This is a genomic window from Metabacillus sp. GQ13 (assembly GCF_059758525.1).
Genome location: NZ_JCAXET010000007.1, coordinates 19,781 through 34,036, shown reverse-complemented (window position 1 = coordinate 34,036; position 14,256 = coordinate 19,781). Strand labels below are relative to the sequence as shown.

General features: G+C 36.1%; 10 protein-coding genes. 1 reads left to right on the top strand and 9 read right to left on the bottom strand.

The window, feature by feature from the left end:
• Positions 1-111 precede the first annotated feature (111 nt).
• The 9 genes from AC6CHR_RS10120 to AC6CHR_RS10080 all read right to left on the bottom strand — a co-directional run bounded on the left by AC6CHR_RS10120 (position 112) and on the right by AC6CHR_RS10080 (position 11,913).
• On the bottom strand, positions 112-2,148 hold the full coding sequence (locus AC6CHR_RS10120; RefSeq protein ID WP_498248576.1) for a beta-galactosidase: 2,037 nt from the start codon (positions 2,146-2,148) through the stop codon (positions 112-114).
• Positions 2,149-2,494: 346 nt separating this feature from the next.
• The gene (locus tag AC6CHR_RS10115) at positions 2,495-2,836 is read right to left on the bottom strand and encodes a hypothetical protein (RefSeq protein WP_498248575.1); all 342 of its coding nucleotides are present in this window, start codon (positions 2,834-2,836) and stop codon (positions 2,495-2,497) included.
• 170 nt (positions 2,837-3,006) lie between these two features.
• On the bottom strand, positions 3,007-3,693 hold the full coding sequence (locus AC6CHR_RS10110; RefSeq protein ID WP_498248573.1) for an ABC transporter substrate-binding protein: 687 nt from the start codon (positions 3,691-3,693) through the stop codon (positions 3,007-3,009).
• Between the two features lie 169 nt (positions 3,694-3,862).
• Positions 3,863-3,970 carry a small protein YxzF gene (gene yxzF / locus AC6CHR_RS10105; RefSeq protein ID WP_498248571.1) on the bottom strand — a complete coding sequence of 36 codons (108 nt, stop codon included), beginning with the start codon at positions 3,968-3,970 and terminating at the stop codon, positions 3,863-3,865.
• 65 nt (positions 3,971-4,035) lie between these two features.
• Positions 4,036-6,069, bottom strand: coding sequence for an ABC transporter ATP-binding protein (locus AC6CHR_RS10100; protein WP_498248569.1), 2,034 nt, complete (start codon positions 6,067-6,069; stop codon positions 4,036-4,038).
• On the bottom strand, positions 6,070-7,818 hold the full coding sequence (locus AC6CHR_RS10095; RefSeq protein ID WP_498248567.1) for an ABC transporter ATP-binding protein: 1,749 nt from the start codon (positions 7,816-7,818) through the stop codon (positions 6,070-6,072).
• A gap of 559 nt (positions 7,819-8,377) precedes the next feature.
• A complete protein-coding gene (locus AC6CHR_RS10090) occupies positions 8,378-8,992 on the bottom strand; it encodes a hypothetical protein (RefSeq protein ID WP_498248566.1) in 615 nt (204 codons plus the stop codon).
• A gap of 13 nt (positions 8,993-9,005) precedes the next feature.
• On the bottom strand, positions 9,006-10,190 hold the full coding sequence (locus AC6CHR_RS10085) for an Alp7A family actin-like protein (RefSeq protein WP_498248565.1): 1,185 nt from the start codon (positions 10,188-10,190) through the stop codon (positions 9,006-9,008).
• An 883-nt stretch (positions 10,191-11,073) separates the two neighbouring features.
• Positions 11,074-11,913, bottom strand: a complete 840-nt coding sequence (locus tag AC6CHR_RS10080; RefSeq protein ID WP_498248805.1) for an SDR family oxidoreductase — start codon at positions 11,911-11,913, stop codon at positions 11,074-11,076.
• Between the two features lie 405 nt (positions 11,914-12,318).
• Here AC6CHR_RS10080 and AC6CHR_RS10075 point away from each other — a divergent pair, with 405 nt between their 5' ends.
• The gene (locus tag AC6CHR_RS10075) at positions 12,319-13,812 is read left to right on the top strand and encodes a peptide MFS transporter (protein WP_498248564.1); all 1,494 of its coding nucleotides are present in this window, start codon (positions 12,319-12,321) and stop codon (positions 13,810-13,812) included.
• The last annotated feature ends 444 nt before the right edge of the window (positions 13,813-14,256 follow it).

Here is a 14,256-nt window from a genome sequence, read left to right as displayed (position 1 = left end):
AAAACCTCCTCTAATAAATCTGTTTTGCTTGAATGTTCCTTAGAAATGAACGTTCAAATAAATTAGAAAAGCTGACACTGCAGGAGCTAACTGATGTGCCAGCATAACTATTTACCTTTGCTTAGTAATAATTCTTACACCTTTAGGTAAGATTGTTAGTTCATTTTCAAGATGTTCTTCACTTAGTAGATCTAGGTAACTTCCGTCTAACTTTATTGTTTGTTGCTCATCTTGATGATTGAGTAGAAAAATAAATTCATCATTTCCCTTCACCCGCTTTGTCATCTCTACTTCTATATCTTCATTACCAGGAAGTACCGATTGTAAATCCCTTTCGTTTCTCAAATGAGTCACTAGATCCGTTAAGAAATCATTTCCTGTACTTGATCCTACATACCATGCCTCACCTTTGCCATATCTATTACGGGTGATGACAGGTGTATCCTGATAGAAGTCTTGTCCATATGTAGCAAACACTTCCGCACCCTCTGGATGAATAATGTCACAAAGTAATGTACATGCATAAGAATTCTGCCAATGGTCATCACTATTTTTTAAGACAATTTCATTTGATTTACCTGGAGGTAGTGCGTCAATCTCTTCAACCCAAATACCTAAAACGTTACGAAGGTCTCCAGGATAGCCCCCAGTAATGACTAAATCATGTTCATCAACAATTCCACTAAAGAAGGTTGTCAAAAAGGTCCCACCTGTTTTAACAAATGCTTCAATCTTCTCTGCATAGCCCGTTTTTGTCATATAAAGCACAGGAGCAATTACAACTGAATAATTATCTAGTGGTTCATCTATACCAATGATATCAACTGCAGTGTTCTGTTGGTAAAATGCATGGTAGTACTTCCAAACCTCATCGTAATACTTTAAATCTCTGCTTGGTCCGCTTGATAGTTCAACTGCCCACCAGTTATCCCAATCAAACACGATTGCTACCTTCGCCTCAATTCTCGAATCAATAATGTTATCACTAAGTTGAACTAATTCATTGCCCAGTTCTGCGCACTCTTTAAACACTCTTGTATGTTCATGACCCACATGATCGATAACAGCACCATGATACTTTTCACAGGCACCAATTGATCGGCGAATTTGAAAGAACATGACAGAGTCTGCACCATGGGCAACAGCCTGGTAGCTCCATAGCTTCATGACACCAGGGCGCTTTAAGGCATTATAAGGCTGCCAATTTGTCACACTAGGCGTTTGTTCCATGAGCATAAATGGTTGTCCGCTTTTTAATCCGCGCATTAGATCATGGTGCATAGCCACCTGACTCATTGGCGAATCAACTGAGGGGTAATTGTCCCACGAAACAATATCTAAATATTTTGCCCATTTATGATAATCTAGTGGCTTATAAGCGCCCATTAGATTTGTGGTAATGTTTATATCTGGTGTGTACCCTTTAAGGATATCGTACTCAAGTTTATAGCACTCTAGCATACTATCAGAGTTGAATCGACGATAATCAAGTGAAATTCCTTGGAAGCAGGTAAAATCGTAGTTTCCTAAATGCTCACTTAAGTTATTCGGAACAACAACCTCGTCCCAATCATAAAAAAGATGCCCCCAAAACTTAGTGTTCCAAGCTTTATTTAATGCATCAATCGTTTGATATCTATCCTTAAGCCAAACTTGGAAGGCCTTCTCACAGTTTTCACAATAACAGTCGCCACCATATTCATTTGAGATATGCCAAAGTGCCAAGGCTGGGTGGTCCTTATATCGTTCCGCTAGCTTTTCAACTAGCCTTGAAGCATATGTATGATAGGTAGGACTGTTTGGACATGAATTATGACGGGCACCGAACTTGTGCTTACGCCCTTCAAAGTCTACTCGTAAAATATCTGGGTACCTTTTCGCCATCCATGCAGGGTGTGCAGCAGTACTCGTTGCTAGGCATGCATGGATATTGTTACTAGCCAACATATCCATAATGTCATCCAGCTCAGAAAAATCATATGTATCTTCATCAGGCTGAATCATTGCCCATGAAAAGACATTGACAGTCATAATATCGATATTTGCTAGTCCAGTTATCCGCATATCCTCTTCCCATATATCTCTGGACCATTGCTCAGGATTATAATCTCCACCATATGCGATCTTTTTTACCTTCTCATTAATCAAATCTGTTACCTCCTTATTTTTAAGCGCTTCCAATTTATTGTTGTAAACCGGTCAATTTGATTGCTTGTTGTTATGGAATTTTTATTACTTACTTCAACACTCAGTTGCTAAATTTAATAACAGTGTTGTCCATCTTTAAAAGGACAAAATGAATGATTAAATATACCTTAAGTGTATATTACTTTTGGAACGATAAACCATGCCTAATTTAGTGAAAAATTGCATTCCTTATTTGACATCTATTCTCGAGAAAATAGAAAAAACACCCCTAAAAATTAGATTTTTCACTCTAACTTTCGGGGGTTGGTACCAAGATCTATACGTTTTTCTACTTATTCGTATTTAACTAATTCTTATTTTCTAACAATGCATTTACAATTAGCTCAAGTTGCCCCTCTAACGCAAACGGATCATTAAACACAAATTTCATATAATCCACTTCATACATCTTATTTTCTTTAGCTAAATTTTTATAGACAGAACTACTTTTAGTATCTTCAGGTAACGCATCATCTTCAACATCTTTGTCATTGTAGCTCGTAATAAACATATGATCTGCTGCATATTCAGGCAGGACTTCTAGTGAAATTTCCTTCCACCCATCCCCATTGATAATCGTATCGGTAATGAGTTTTGGTCGAGTGAGTTCGAGCATTTTATAAATCACCTCTTCCCATACTGTCACCAAATACATAAAATGCTTTATCCCATACCTGATAAGTTCCTACTGTTTCTCCTTCTTCTACTACACCTACACCCGATATTTTTTCCTTTGCTACATTTATTTTTTCTTTAGGCTCTTTTCTAAAAGTTTGTTGCTCTAGTACTAATAAAAATCGGCTTTTGGATTTTTATTATCTAAATTGAAGTGATCTCCAGTGGGATATCAGAGTCATTTAACGAAAAGAGCACGAAGATAGGCTGAATACGTAAAGATTTACTTATTACGAAAAACAACAATCTTTGCGAAAACGGCCTTTCTTTAAAACGAGTGACCCATTCTTTTGCCGCTTCTTCTTTACCAATTAGTTCACCGATTGCTTCCATCTCAGCATATTCATTCTCATATGTACCATATGGTATCCAAACAGTTGGAGCTATTTTAGATAATTGCTCATATTCTTCTTGTGTTTGCACAATGATTAAGTCAGGGTCAAGCTCTGTTACCTTTTCTAATGAGATTGGACTTCCAATGTCTTCTATTCCGGCAACCTGTTCTTCTGTGAAGAAGAAGAAGGGACTATTCATACCAAATTCATAAACGGAACCGACCGGTTTAACTCCAAGCATTAAGACTTCTCCCAAATGTGAGTTAGTAACGATTCGCTTGGGTGACGTTGGAATAGTAATCTCTTCACCCTGTATGGTTATATATGTTCTTGTTAATTCTTCTGTCGTTTCACTCTTTGATTTGTTCGTCTCTTCTGTATTTTCTGCTTCAGAAGTTTCTTTTACACTAGTCGAATCGTTATTACCGCAAGCACCAAGTACTGTTATTAATAACAATAAAAATAGTACAACCCCTGTTATTTTTTTATTAAACATCTTGCTCCCCCTAAATGATAATGATAATTCTTCTCAGTTAAGATGATAACAAATTAATTCTTTCACGTCTTTACACATATTTTAACTTCTTCTATGAATTTTTTTCAAAAAGCTACACGACAAAAAACTGGTTGCAAGTTATTAACTTGCAACCAGTTTTTGAACATATTTAGTTTGTAGAAGGTTTATGTTTTTTTTCATTTCGTTTATTCATCATTTTTTTGACAATTGGATAGATCAGAGGAGCCCACTTTAATAATTTCATCATTTTCCGCATTTCGTTTCCTCCTACTTTTTTCTTTACATTTCCCCAATAAAGTAGAAGCTAAACAAAACAGTGAATTAACCTACCTTTGTTGCCTTTTTCCCTTGTTGTAATTGATGCATTTGATAGTACTTTCCTTTTTTTGTTATTAAATCGTCATGGCTTCCTCTTTCTACAATTTCACCATGGTCTAATACTAAGATTTGATCTGCATTACGAATTGTTGACAAACGATGTGCGATAATAAAGGTCGTTCTACCTTCCTTCACGATATTTAATGCCTTTTGAATCATCGCTTCTGTTTCAGTATCTATATTGGCTGTAGCTTCATCTAAGATAAGAATAGCCGGGTCATATGCTAAGGCACGGGCAAAGGATATAAGTTGACGCTCACCCGCTGACAACGTACTGCCCTTTTCAAGGACAGGCTCCTCATACTGCGCTGGAAACCTCTCAATAAACCTGTCAGCCCCTACATCTTTTAGTGCCTTCCTAATTTGTTCCTTTGAAATCAGTGGATTATTGAGACTCACATTTGTTTCAATTGTACCTGTAAACAAAAATGGATCTTGTAGGACAATACCCATATGCTTTCTAAGCTGTTGTCTAGGAAGGGTGCGCGTATCGGCATCATCGATCGTTATTTTACCTCTTTCAATATCATAATAACGAAATAAGAGATTTATGATCGAGCTTTTACCTGAGCCTGTATGACCAACTAATGCAACTGTCTCACCCTTTTTCGCGTCAAAGGAGATATTCTTTAACACATCATTCTCGCCATCATAAGAAAATGATACATTTGAAAATTGAACATTCCCTTCATACCTTGGGTTTTGACCGCCATCTACATTTTCACCTTGTTCATCAAGTAGTTCAAATACCCGGTCAGCTGCAACCCTTGCCTGTTCTAGCTGAGCAAGTTGGTTGACGATATCGGTTACTGGCTGGAACAAACGATTCAAATAATCAACAAAGGCATATAGCAGCCCAATTGATATAAGGCCAGTAGCATTTAGGGACTGTCCCCCAAAATACCAAATCAAGACAACGAATGTTAAATTACGGAGAACATTCACTAAATTATGTGATGTTAAAGCATTTAAACTTAGTAGCTTATTTTGATAATGAAAATGCTCTTCATTAAGTTGTTCAAATTCCTTCGTCGTTTGTTCCTTCCGGCGAAACGCTCGAATAATCGGCATCCCTTGAATGGATTCATTAATCATCCCATTAATGTCACTAACTCTCGTTCGAATGATCTGATTATAGGTTGAGGCATACTTTCGGTATAAAAAGATCCAAGCAAAGATGATTGGAACGAGTAACAATGTTATAAACGCTAACTTCTCATCAAGAAAAAATAAGGCAACAAATATTCCCGTCATATAAATTCCACTAGTAAAAAACGATGCTAGCACTTTTACATAAAGTTCTCTTATTGCTTCAGTATCGTTTGTTACACGTGAAACAATTCTTCCAGCAGGTTGATTATCAAAATAATTGATGGGCACCCGTTGAATATGCTCAAAAACGTCTTTTCTCATTTTCTGGATAATCCGATTAGCAGCCTTTTGCAACATTAACGTTTTACCATACTGGAAAAATGCCGCAATAAACAATAAACCTATATAAAAACTAAGGAGAAGAATGATTGGCCGTATTTCAGGTTGATAAAATGCAAAAACCTGTTGTTGATTTAAGCCTTCTACCGTGTAGCTTGCTTCCTCACTACCCCTCGTCACGATCAATTCATTACGATTGATCTTTCTCTCTCCGTCAAAAGTCAAATGTCCATCGATCACATAAAAAGATTTCCCTACTTGGACAATCTGTAACTTTTCGTCACCTAACGAGTCTTCTTCTGCTACATTAGTGCTTCTTTTATAGTATCGATCATTATATAGGACCGCCTGCTCATCCTTTTCTCTCACTTCCACCCATGGATTTTCAATCCCCATCATATGATCATCAATCATTTTCTTGGCGATAAAGGGTCCTGTTAACTCTGCGCCAACGGCAAATGTTAGTAGGCCAAGCGCAATCAAAATGGTTTTTTTATAATAAAGGGCATATTGAAGTAGGCGTCTCCCGGTTGTCTTTTTGTTCATTTAACTCACCTCTCCGTAGGAGTTAGCCTGTTGGCGATCATATTGCTCTTTATACCACTTCCCTTGCTCAAGAAGTTGTTGATGAGTTCCTCGTTCAACAATTTCTCCATCATCCATAACAACGATGATATCTGCATGCTCAATGGCAGAAAGACGGTGCGCAGTAATAAAAGTTGTTTTGCCAGCCCTAACCCTGCGTATATTCTCAATAATGCTCGCTTCGGTTTTTCCATCAACTGCTGACATTGCATCATCTAATAAGAGTATTTCTGGATCTTTAATTAAAGCCCGTGCTATTGATATGCGTTGCTTCTGCCCACCGGATAAAGCAACACCCTTTTCACCAACCAAAGTCTCTAACCCTTTAGGAAGGACAGAGAGATCCTGATCAAAGGACGCTAAACGCAAGGCTTCTTCAATCTCTTCTTCGCTTACTTTTTCTTTTCCAAATTGAAGATTTTCTCGGATCGTCCGTGAAAATAAAATCTGCTCTTGTGGGACATATCCAATCCAGGAATGGACTGTATCATTTGAAATTGATTCTATAGGAACTCCTGATATGAATAATTCTCCAGTTCCTAACGGATATTCTCTCAAAAGCTGCTTTAATAACGTGGTTTTACCACTTCCAGTCTTCCCAACAACGCCAATTGTTTCTCCTCTATTGATCTGTAAGGATATACCTTTTAGATTATCTGTTGTTGCTGTGGGATATCGAAAAGTAAGATTTGAAAATTCAATTGATTCAGCTAGATTTAGTGGAACAGGATTAGCTTGATCCTTAACGTCTGCCTCATAGGTAAGTACCTCATTCACGCGATCTAGTGAGGCATTACCACGTTGAAGGATATTAATTAATTCACCTACAGCAAACATCGGCCAAATTAACATACCTAAATAAATATTAAAACTAACCAATTCTCCTAGTGTTATGATCTGATTAAAGACTAGGTAAGCTCCGTAACCAAGTCCGATAACATAGCTTAAACCGACAAGGATCTTTATTGTTGGTTCAAATAAGGCATCAACCTTAGCAACCGCAATGTTTTTCTCATATACATCCTCTGTCATCTCATTGAAACGACTTTCATCATCCTTTTCCTGAACATATGCGCGTATTACACGAACACCTGCAATTGACTCCAACACATTATCATTCAAGTTCCCAAATGAGTCTTGGGCTGCTGTAAAGCGTTTATGAATAAGATTCCCAAAATAATTGATAGCAATTGCCATGATAGGCAACGGTAATAACGCAGCAAGTGTTAACGGCCAACTAATTGTTAAACTCATAACTAAGATAATAATAATCATAAAAATAGTGGAATCAATTAATGTCAAAATACCGAAACCCGCTGTCATCGAAATGGCCTTCAAATCATTCGTAGCTCTCGCCATTAAATCACCAGTTCTGTTCTTTTCATAAAAACTAGGTGTCATTGACAACAAATGCCTAATAAAACGATATCTTAGAATTCGCTCAACTAGATGCGCACCTCCAAACAACTGATACATCCACACATAAGTAATCCCATAACTCAGGACAATAAGGACCACAAAGAACAGCAGTAGCTCAAGTAAACGAGCACCTGTTAACTGGCCAAATTGTATATCATCAATTGCAACTCCAATAATCTTCGGTGGGATAACATCTAAAACACTCGCAATAATTAACATGGATATAGCAAGCGTATAACGTTTCCAATATTGCTTAAAAAACCAACTCAACTTCTTTAATACTGAGAACACAGTAAATTTCCTCCCTTATTTTAAAAATGGTGGAATCCCGTTAGCCACCTTTCATCCAATCCAAATCCAAATCAATACGGACCACCATTTCCTTATCCATCTACAAAAACTCCTCTCGGGTAAGTTATCTATGTAAACGAGCAAAATGTGCTCGGTTTAAACTTCAACCAAAATGTTAGTCTGTTTGTGTGCCCACTTAAAATTAATTGGACGATAAAAAGGCATCGCGCGTAATCGCACGATGCCTATACAGACAATATAAAAACGCACGTCACTTAAAGAGTAACCTGCGTAAGAATGCACATGTATATAAATGGGTTCAAAGTAACATGAATTATACTTATATGCGGTGGGTTACATCATTGTATGAAATTTTAAGACTTATCATTGCCATTGCATTTTTCATTTTTGTAACCCTCCATTTCTGTAAATTTTTTCTTTTTTTAATTGTATTGTCTACTGCTCGTAATTGTCAATGGTTTTATTGAAAATTATCTTTAACCACTACTAAATCTAACCATTCGTGTAATAATTCCTCAGGAAATACGAACTTCTTGAGTTATGATTTATTCATATTAGCAAGGAATCCTCCGAGTAAATCTTCTACATCTTCTTCCTTATGTTTCGAGTGATCTTCTTCTGACGACGCATGTTCTTGTCTAGCCTTTTCCCAATCAAAATTCATTAAGTCTTGATCCAAATCATCATTGATAGGTTGAGGAGCCATTGTCGGCTCCTCTAAGTCTTCTACGATACTTCTATCATCATAATTCGATTCTTCCCCAATAAATTCATTTTCTTGTAAATAAAGTGCTTCATTTATATCTAATGCATTACTATTAAGAGACGCTAAAATAGATGTTGCTCGGATTGGATCAACTAAAAGTTGGTAGACAATACTACCTAACATGGCTTCGGAATGAGAGTGCTTTAGCCAATTACGTTGGTCCTTTGTTAATTTTTTCGGCAGCGGAATCGTAACCGTTTCTCTATCCTTAGTAAGAGAATGGTTAACTCCTTCTAAGATATACTCAGCCATTTTACTTGAAAAGTTTCTTCTCTCTGTATCTTTTAATGTTTGTAACTGCTTTATGATGTGATCAGGTGTGTCTGAAGGTAGACGGAATGTAATTGCTTGTCCCCTTTGTATACTTGCTGAGCCCTTTTTATTCATAAAACCACCCTATTTATTTTTCTACTGTTTGTTTCTCATTCTTTTTCGTGTTTGTTTGGTTTTTTGTTTTTCTAGTAAAGTCAGAAATTAATTTATAATAAGCATTTGCCATCATCCAAATGCTCTCTTTCTCATCCTCGAAGAACTCAATGTTGTAACCGTCCAAACTATTATTTAACATCTTAAGGTAGTCTTTCAACACAATTGCTCCTCCGCCAACGAAATAACAAATTTCAGTTTGCGAATTTTTCTGCCATACATTACGTAGGTGGCGATATTGCTTTTTGGCTAACTCTAGTAGAATCCGGTCAGTTATATCATGAACGCTAGTCCGGCTTCCTTTCACCATTATATGATTACGATCATTTTTTCGTGTAATGATTTCAACTACATCTCTTCTACTATCTAGTTCAATACCATGCTTTGAACGTATTTCCTCTCGAATTGCCTCTAACGATTCGGATACCCCGATGTTAAAGCCTTGAGCCTTGTCATCATCAACATTTCTATTTTTAATTACGGCAACATCTGTTGATAATCCACCAATATCTTGGATTAAGATTCTTTTATCAATAAGATCACGGTTGATGATATTTAAATCATTATCCATTACTAGATTGATATAAGCAGCAAATCCCTCTGGGTAAACCTTAACTTCATCGAACTTAATGTTTACTTTGATTCCTTGGTATTTAGGCGTAACTAAAAATTCAACTTGGTGAACAGATCCGACTAATTGTGAACGATAGCCAACATCCTTCCCCTCTTTCACTTCACGAAGAGGTAAACCGGTTCCAAGTGTATAATTGGCATCAATAACATTGTTTGTTTTTTTGAATTTCTCTGAATTCTGCTCTCTCACTGCATCTAATGCTAAAGAAGTAAACAACATAACCAGTGTCTGATCTTCTTCTGATTTACTGCTACCTGGGTCTAATTCATTGGGATTATCACTCTTCGTTGCTAAGTTACCTACTCGATATATAACATTATTATCCTTTAATGCAGGGGAGTGGACTCGAATATGAATACCATCTAATGGATCCTTATCATTTAAATCCTCTATCCCAATAACTGGTCGATCCTCCGTATCCCTAGCAATAACGTTAGGTATATACATGTTATAATCCATTTTTCCAAATAACGCTTTAACACAATCATTTCCCACATCAATTGCTGCAATTCTACTATTACTCATCAAATCATTCCTTCCAGAACAGATAATTTTTTGAAAATACAAGTGCCCGACTAGCTAATAAGTATGAACTTGAACTCTCTTTATCAGATAAGTAAACCTGAAGAGCGTTAGCAATTCGAAGTTGACTTATCGCAAGCAGAAGTATGAAGTTCACTAATAGTTGGGCATCCGACCTTTATATAGTCAGAAAAAAACAAAGTAGATACTAGAACAAAAATACAATCACCTTGATTAGCTCTACAAGCATCATATGTAGGTGTTCTTCACCTTTAATTCAAAGGGATCCTTTTCTCTTAATGAAACACTACTACTTTTACAAACTAGAAATACATTACATTCATAGAAATTAACCTTTTTCATTTACAAATTCAGGATTTACTAAATGATCTCGCTGTCTATGTATTTTCTTGATTAGAAGAGTAGGAATAGAAGATTTACTATTCACATTCTATGACTCTGCTAAAAAAACAATAAATCTTGCTAGAAATCCCTATCTAAAGGGTAGTGGATAACTGCATTCGTGTCAATACGACTTTAGATGTGTTCGAATTGCATACATCCAAACAATTTCGTGTACATTTAAACAAAATTGTATACATCCTTTTATATCAACATGTTTACACGTTTGTATACACGTTTACATAATCGTTTACATAATGATTACTATTCGTTTACAAGTTTACAAATCTGTATACTTGTAAACTTCAATCAAAAGTCACATTTAATCATCGAAATTCTCCATCAATACTCATAACAGATGAACATGGTTCTATCCAAATGAAACGGCTAAATAGTTAAATCTAAAGAACACACGAAAATGGAACGGCTTGTCGTTTTCAGATCTTTAAGGAAACAACAATTGAAATAACCTAAAATCAACTGGTTATTTCAATTGTTTAATAAACACCTTTTCCCACAAGTTCCAAGGTATACACAATTTAAGAAGGACAGATAATTTCACCCCATTCCCTACCATATATCTTAATTTTGTATGTTTCTTTTTGATTAGCTTCGCAATCAGCTTAGCTACCTCAGTAGGATCTCCATAATTGTTTGTACCTTTTTCTAAATAACCTTCAATTTTTTCCATCGCCTCATAGTAAGGTGACTCAGGCATCAACGATTTCTCCGTAACATGTTTTCCTGACGACCATATATTTGTTTGATAGGATCCAGGCTCAATTAAAATGACGTCTATTCCAAACGACTTCATTTCAAACCGCAGCGATTCGCTCCACCCTTCCAATGCATGTTTCGATGCGACGTAAGGTGAAAGACCCGGAAAACCCATTCTCCCACTAATACTACTAATATTGATAACTTTGCCTATCCCCTGCTTTCTCATTAAGGGTAGTACTGTTTGCGTTACTGCGATGAGCCCAAATACATTTGTCTCAAATTGCTCTCTGTACTCATTTACCGGGATCTCCTCTACAAAGCCCCCTCTCGCAAATCCTGCATTGTTTACTAATACGTCAATACGGTCCACCATCTTAATATAACTTTTAAAATGACTAATCGAGGTAGTCGACGATACATCTAACTCAACCATTTGAATGTTTTCAAGAACTCCATATTCTTCAGCATATTTAACTAAATTCGCTGACTTTGAACAATCTCTCATTGTTGCTAAAACATGATAGCCCTCTTTTGCCAATTCCAACGCGGTTAATAACCCAAATCCACTCGAAGTTCCAGTTACTACTGCAATTTTTTCTTTCATATAAACTCCCATCAAACCAATATTTTTACTATTTTCTACCAACTTTAGCCAACGTCAAATAAACTTCTTCCATTTAAGATGAAAATAATACACGACTATTCGACAAAGAACTAGAATAGTCCGTTACTTCTGAAGTCTATTCCCTAACTAAACGAGGAAAATCCACGTACAAGATTTGTTGCTCATTTCAATCATATTCATTTAACAGCTGCTTTAGCAATCTTGATATTATCCTCAATTTGATAATTTGCAAAATAGTGAATGTTTTTATTATTCCAATAAAATTCTTACTCTTATTTTCGAACTGCTAAACTATCTATAGTCCGTTAAAAATAAGTAATAAAATTTTTTTGACAAATTAAATCCTTTAAAAGTATTATAGTAAGATAACAAGGAGGTAGAATTATGTCTGGCTTTAATAAACAGAAAATTGTGGCAAGCGTTCCTCAAAAAGGATTCTTCGGTCATCCTAAGGGCTTATTCACACTTTTCTTTACAGAATTTTGGGAGCGATTCTCCTATTACGGAATGAAAGCACTGCTCGTTTATTATATGTATTACGAGGTATCAGAGGGCGGTTTAGGGCTTGATGACAACCTAGCACTATCTATCACATCTATTTATGGATCATTAGTTTATATGTCTGGAATTATCGGTGGTTGGCTCGCAGACAGACTATTCGGAACATCGAAATCTGTCTTTTACGGCGGAATCCTCATTATGTTTGGGCATATTGTTCTGGCAATACCTGGAAGCGTTACTATGTTCTTTATCTCAATGATATTAATTGTACTCGGTACTGGATTACTTAAACCTAACGTCTCGAGTGTCGTAGGTGAAATTTACAGTGAACAAGATAATCGTCGTGACTCAGGATTTAGCATATTCTATATGGGGATCAACCTTGGTGGATTCCTCGCACCATTAACAGTTGGAACGTTAGGAATGAAATATAACTTCCATTTAGGCTTTGGTTTAGCTGCAGTTGGTATGTTCATCGGGCTATTAGTCTTTATCTTTACCAAGAAAAAAAATCTCGGTCTTGCTGGTACCATTATTGCAAACCCTATGACAACATCTGAAAGAAAAAAAACCTTTTCTATTTTCGGCATTAGTACTGTTATCATCGCAATCATTCTGGCTATTACAATTCCAGCTGGACTTTTTACTATTAACACATTTATTGGACTTGTTGGTATTTTAGGTATCTTAATTCCTACCGCTTATTTTGTTGTGATGTACCGCAGTCCAAAGACATCCACAGTAGAGCGATCAAGAATCATTGCTTATATACCACTATTTATCGCATCTGTTATGTTTTGGGCAATACAAGAACAAGGATCAACTATCCTTGCAAGCTACGCTGACAAGCGAACCCAATTAGACTTTGCCGGAATTCATATTTCACCAACTTGGTTTCAATCATTAAATCCATTATTTATTATTATTTTAGCACCAGTATTTGCTTGGTTATGGGTGAAACTCGGAAACCGCCAACCATCCATTCCAAAGAAATTCTCTTTAGGCTTATTGTTCTCAGGTTTATCATTTCTTGTTATCCTGTTACCAGCTTATTTAACAGGATCAGATGCACTAGTTAACCCCTTATGGCTTGTTCTAAGCTATTTTGTAGTAGTACTAGGTGAGCTTTGCTTGTCACCAGTAGGACTTTCAGCAACTACAAAGCTTGCACCTGTAGCTTTCTCAGCACAAACCATGAGCTTATGGTTCTTATCAAACGCTGCAGCCCAGGCGATAAATGCACAAATCGTTAAATTCTATACTCCAGAAACAGAAATGGTTTACTTTGGTGTAATTGGAGGAGTAGCCATCCTGTTAAGTATCGTTCTTTTCACACTATCTCCAAAGATACAGGTCCTTATGAAGGGCGTACGTTAATAAAGCTAGGATTTCTAATCGAATTGCTCAGAGATCAAAAGAGGACCCCTCTAAGATCTCTGTTTTTTGATTACTGTTCCGTTTAGAATGATCAACAAATGTAAAATGTATATATAATAGTAGAAACAAGGAATATAACGTTATGTTCCTTGTCATTAAATTGCCATAAGTCTAACATCTACTCAACATAAATTGCATGATGTTTATAATACTAGGATAATTTATTATTATGTAAAAAACCTAACATCTTGGAGTATATAATATAACATCCATTAAAATCCGTTCACTTCTAAATTATCCTCCTCAACAAAACCATATCTACGAAGGATTATATAGTATCTCTTCTTATTGATCTCATTTCGGCATTGATATCATCTAAAAACGATATTGTTTAAGTTGCTTTTCCAGTATAAAATTCATACTATCTTAATTTTGCAAAAATAA

Coding starts and splice junctions, on each gene's coding strand:
- AC6CHR_RS10080 (WP_498248805.1), bottom strand. CDS start 11,913: ATGAAAGAAAAAATTGCAGTAGTAACTGGAACTTCGAGTGGATTTGGG.
- AC6CHR_RS10090 (WP_498248566.1), bottom strand. CDS start 8,992: ATGAATAAAAAGGGCTCAGCAAGTATACAAAGGGGACAAGCAATTACA.
- AC6CHR_RS10085 (WP_498248565.1), bottom strand. CDS start 10,190: ATGAGTAATAGTAGAATTGCAGCAATTGATGTGGGAAATGATTGTGTT.
- AC6CHR_RS10100 (WP_498248569.1), bottom strand. CDS start 6,069: ATGAACAAAAAGACAACCGGGAGACGCCTACTTCAATATGCCCTTTAT.
- AC6CHR_RS10075 (WP_498248564.1), top strand. CDS start 12,319: ATGTCTGGCTTTAATAAACAGAAAATTGTGGCAAGCGTTCCTCAAAAA.
- yxzF (WP_498248571.1), bottom strand. CDS start 3,970: ATGCGGAAAATGATGAAATTATTAAAGTGGGCTCCTCTGATCTATCCA.
- AC6CHR_RS10110 (WP_498248573.1), bottom strand. CDS start 3,693: ATGTTTAATAAAAAAATAACAGGGGTTGTACTATTTTTATTGTTATTA.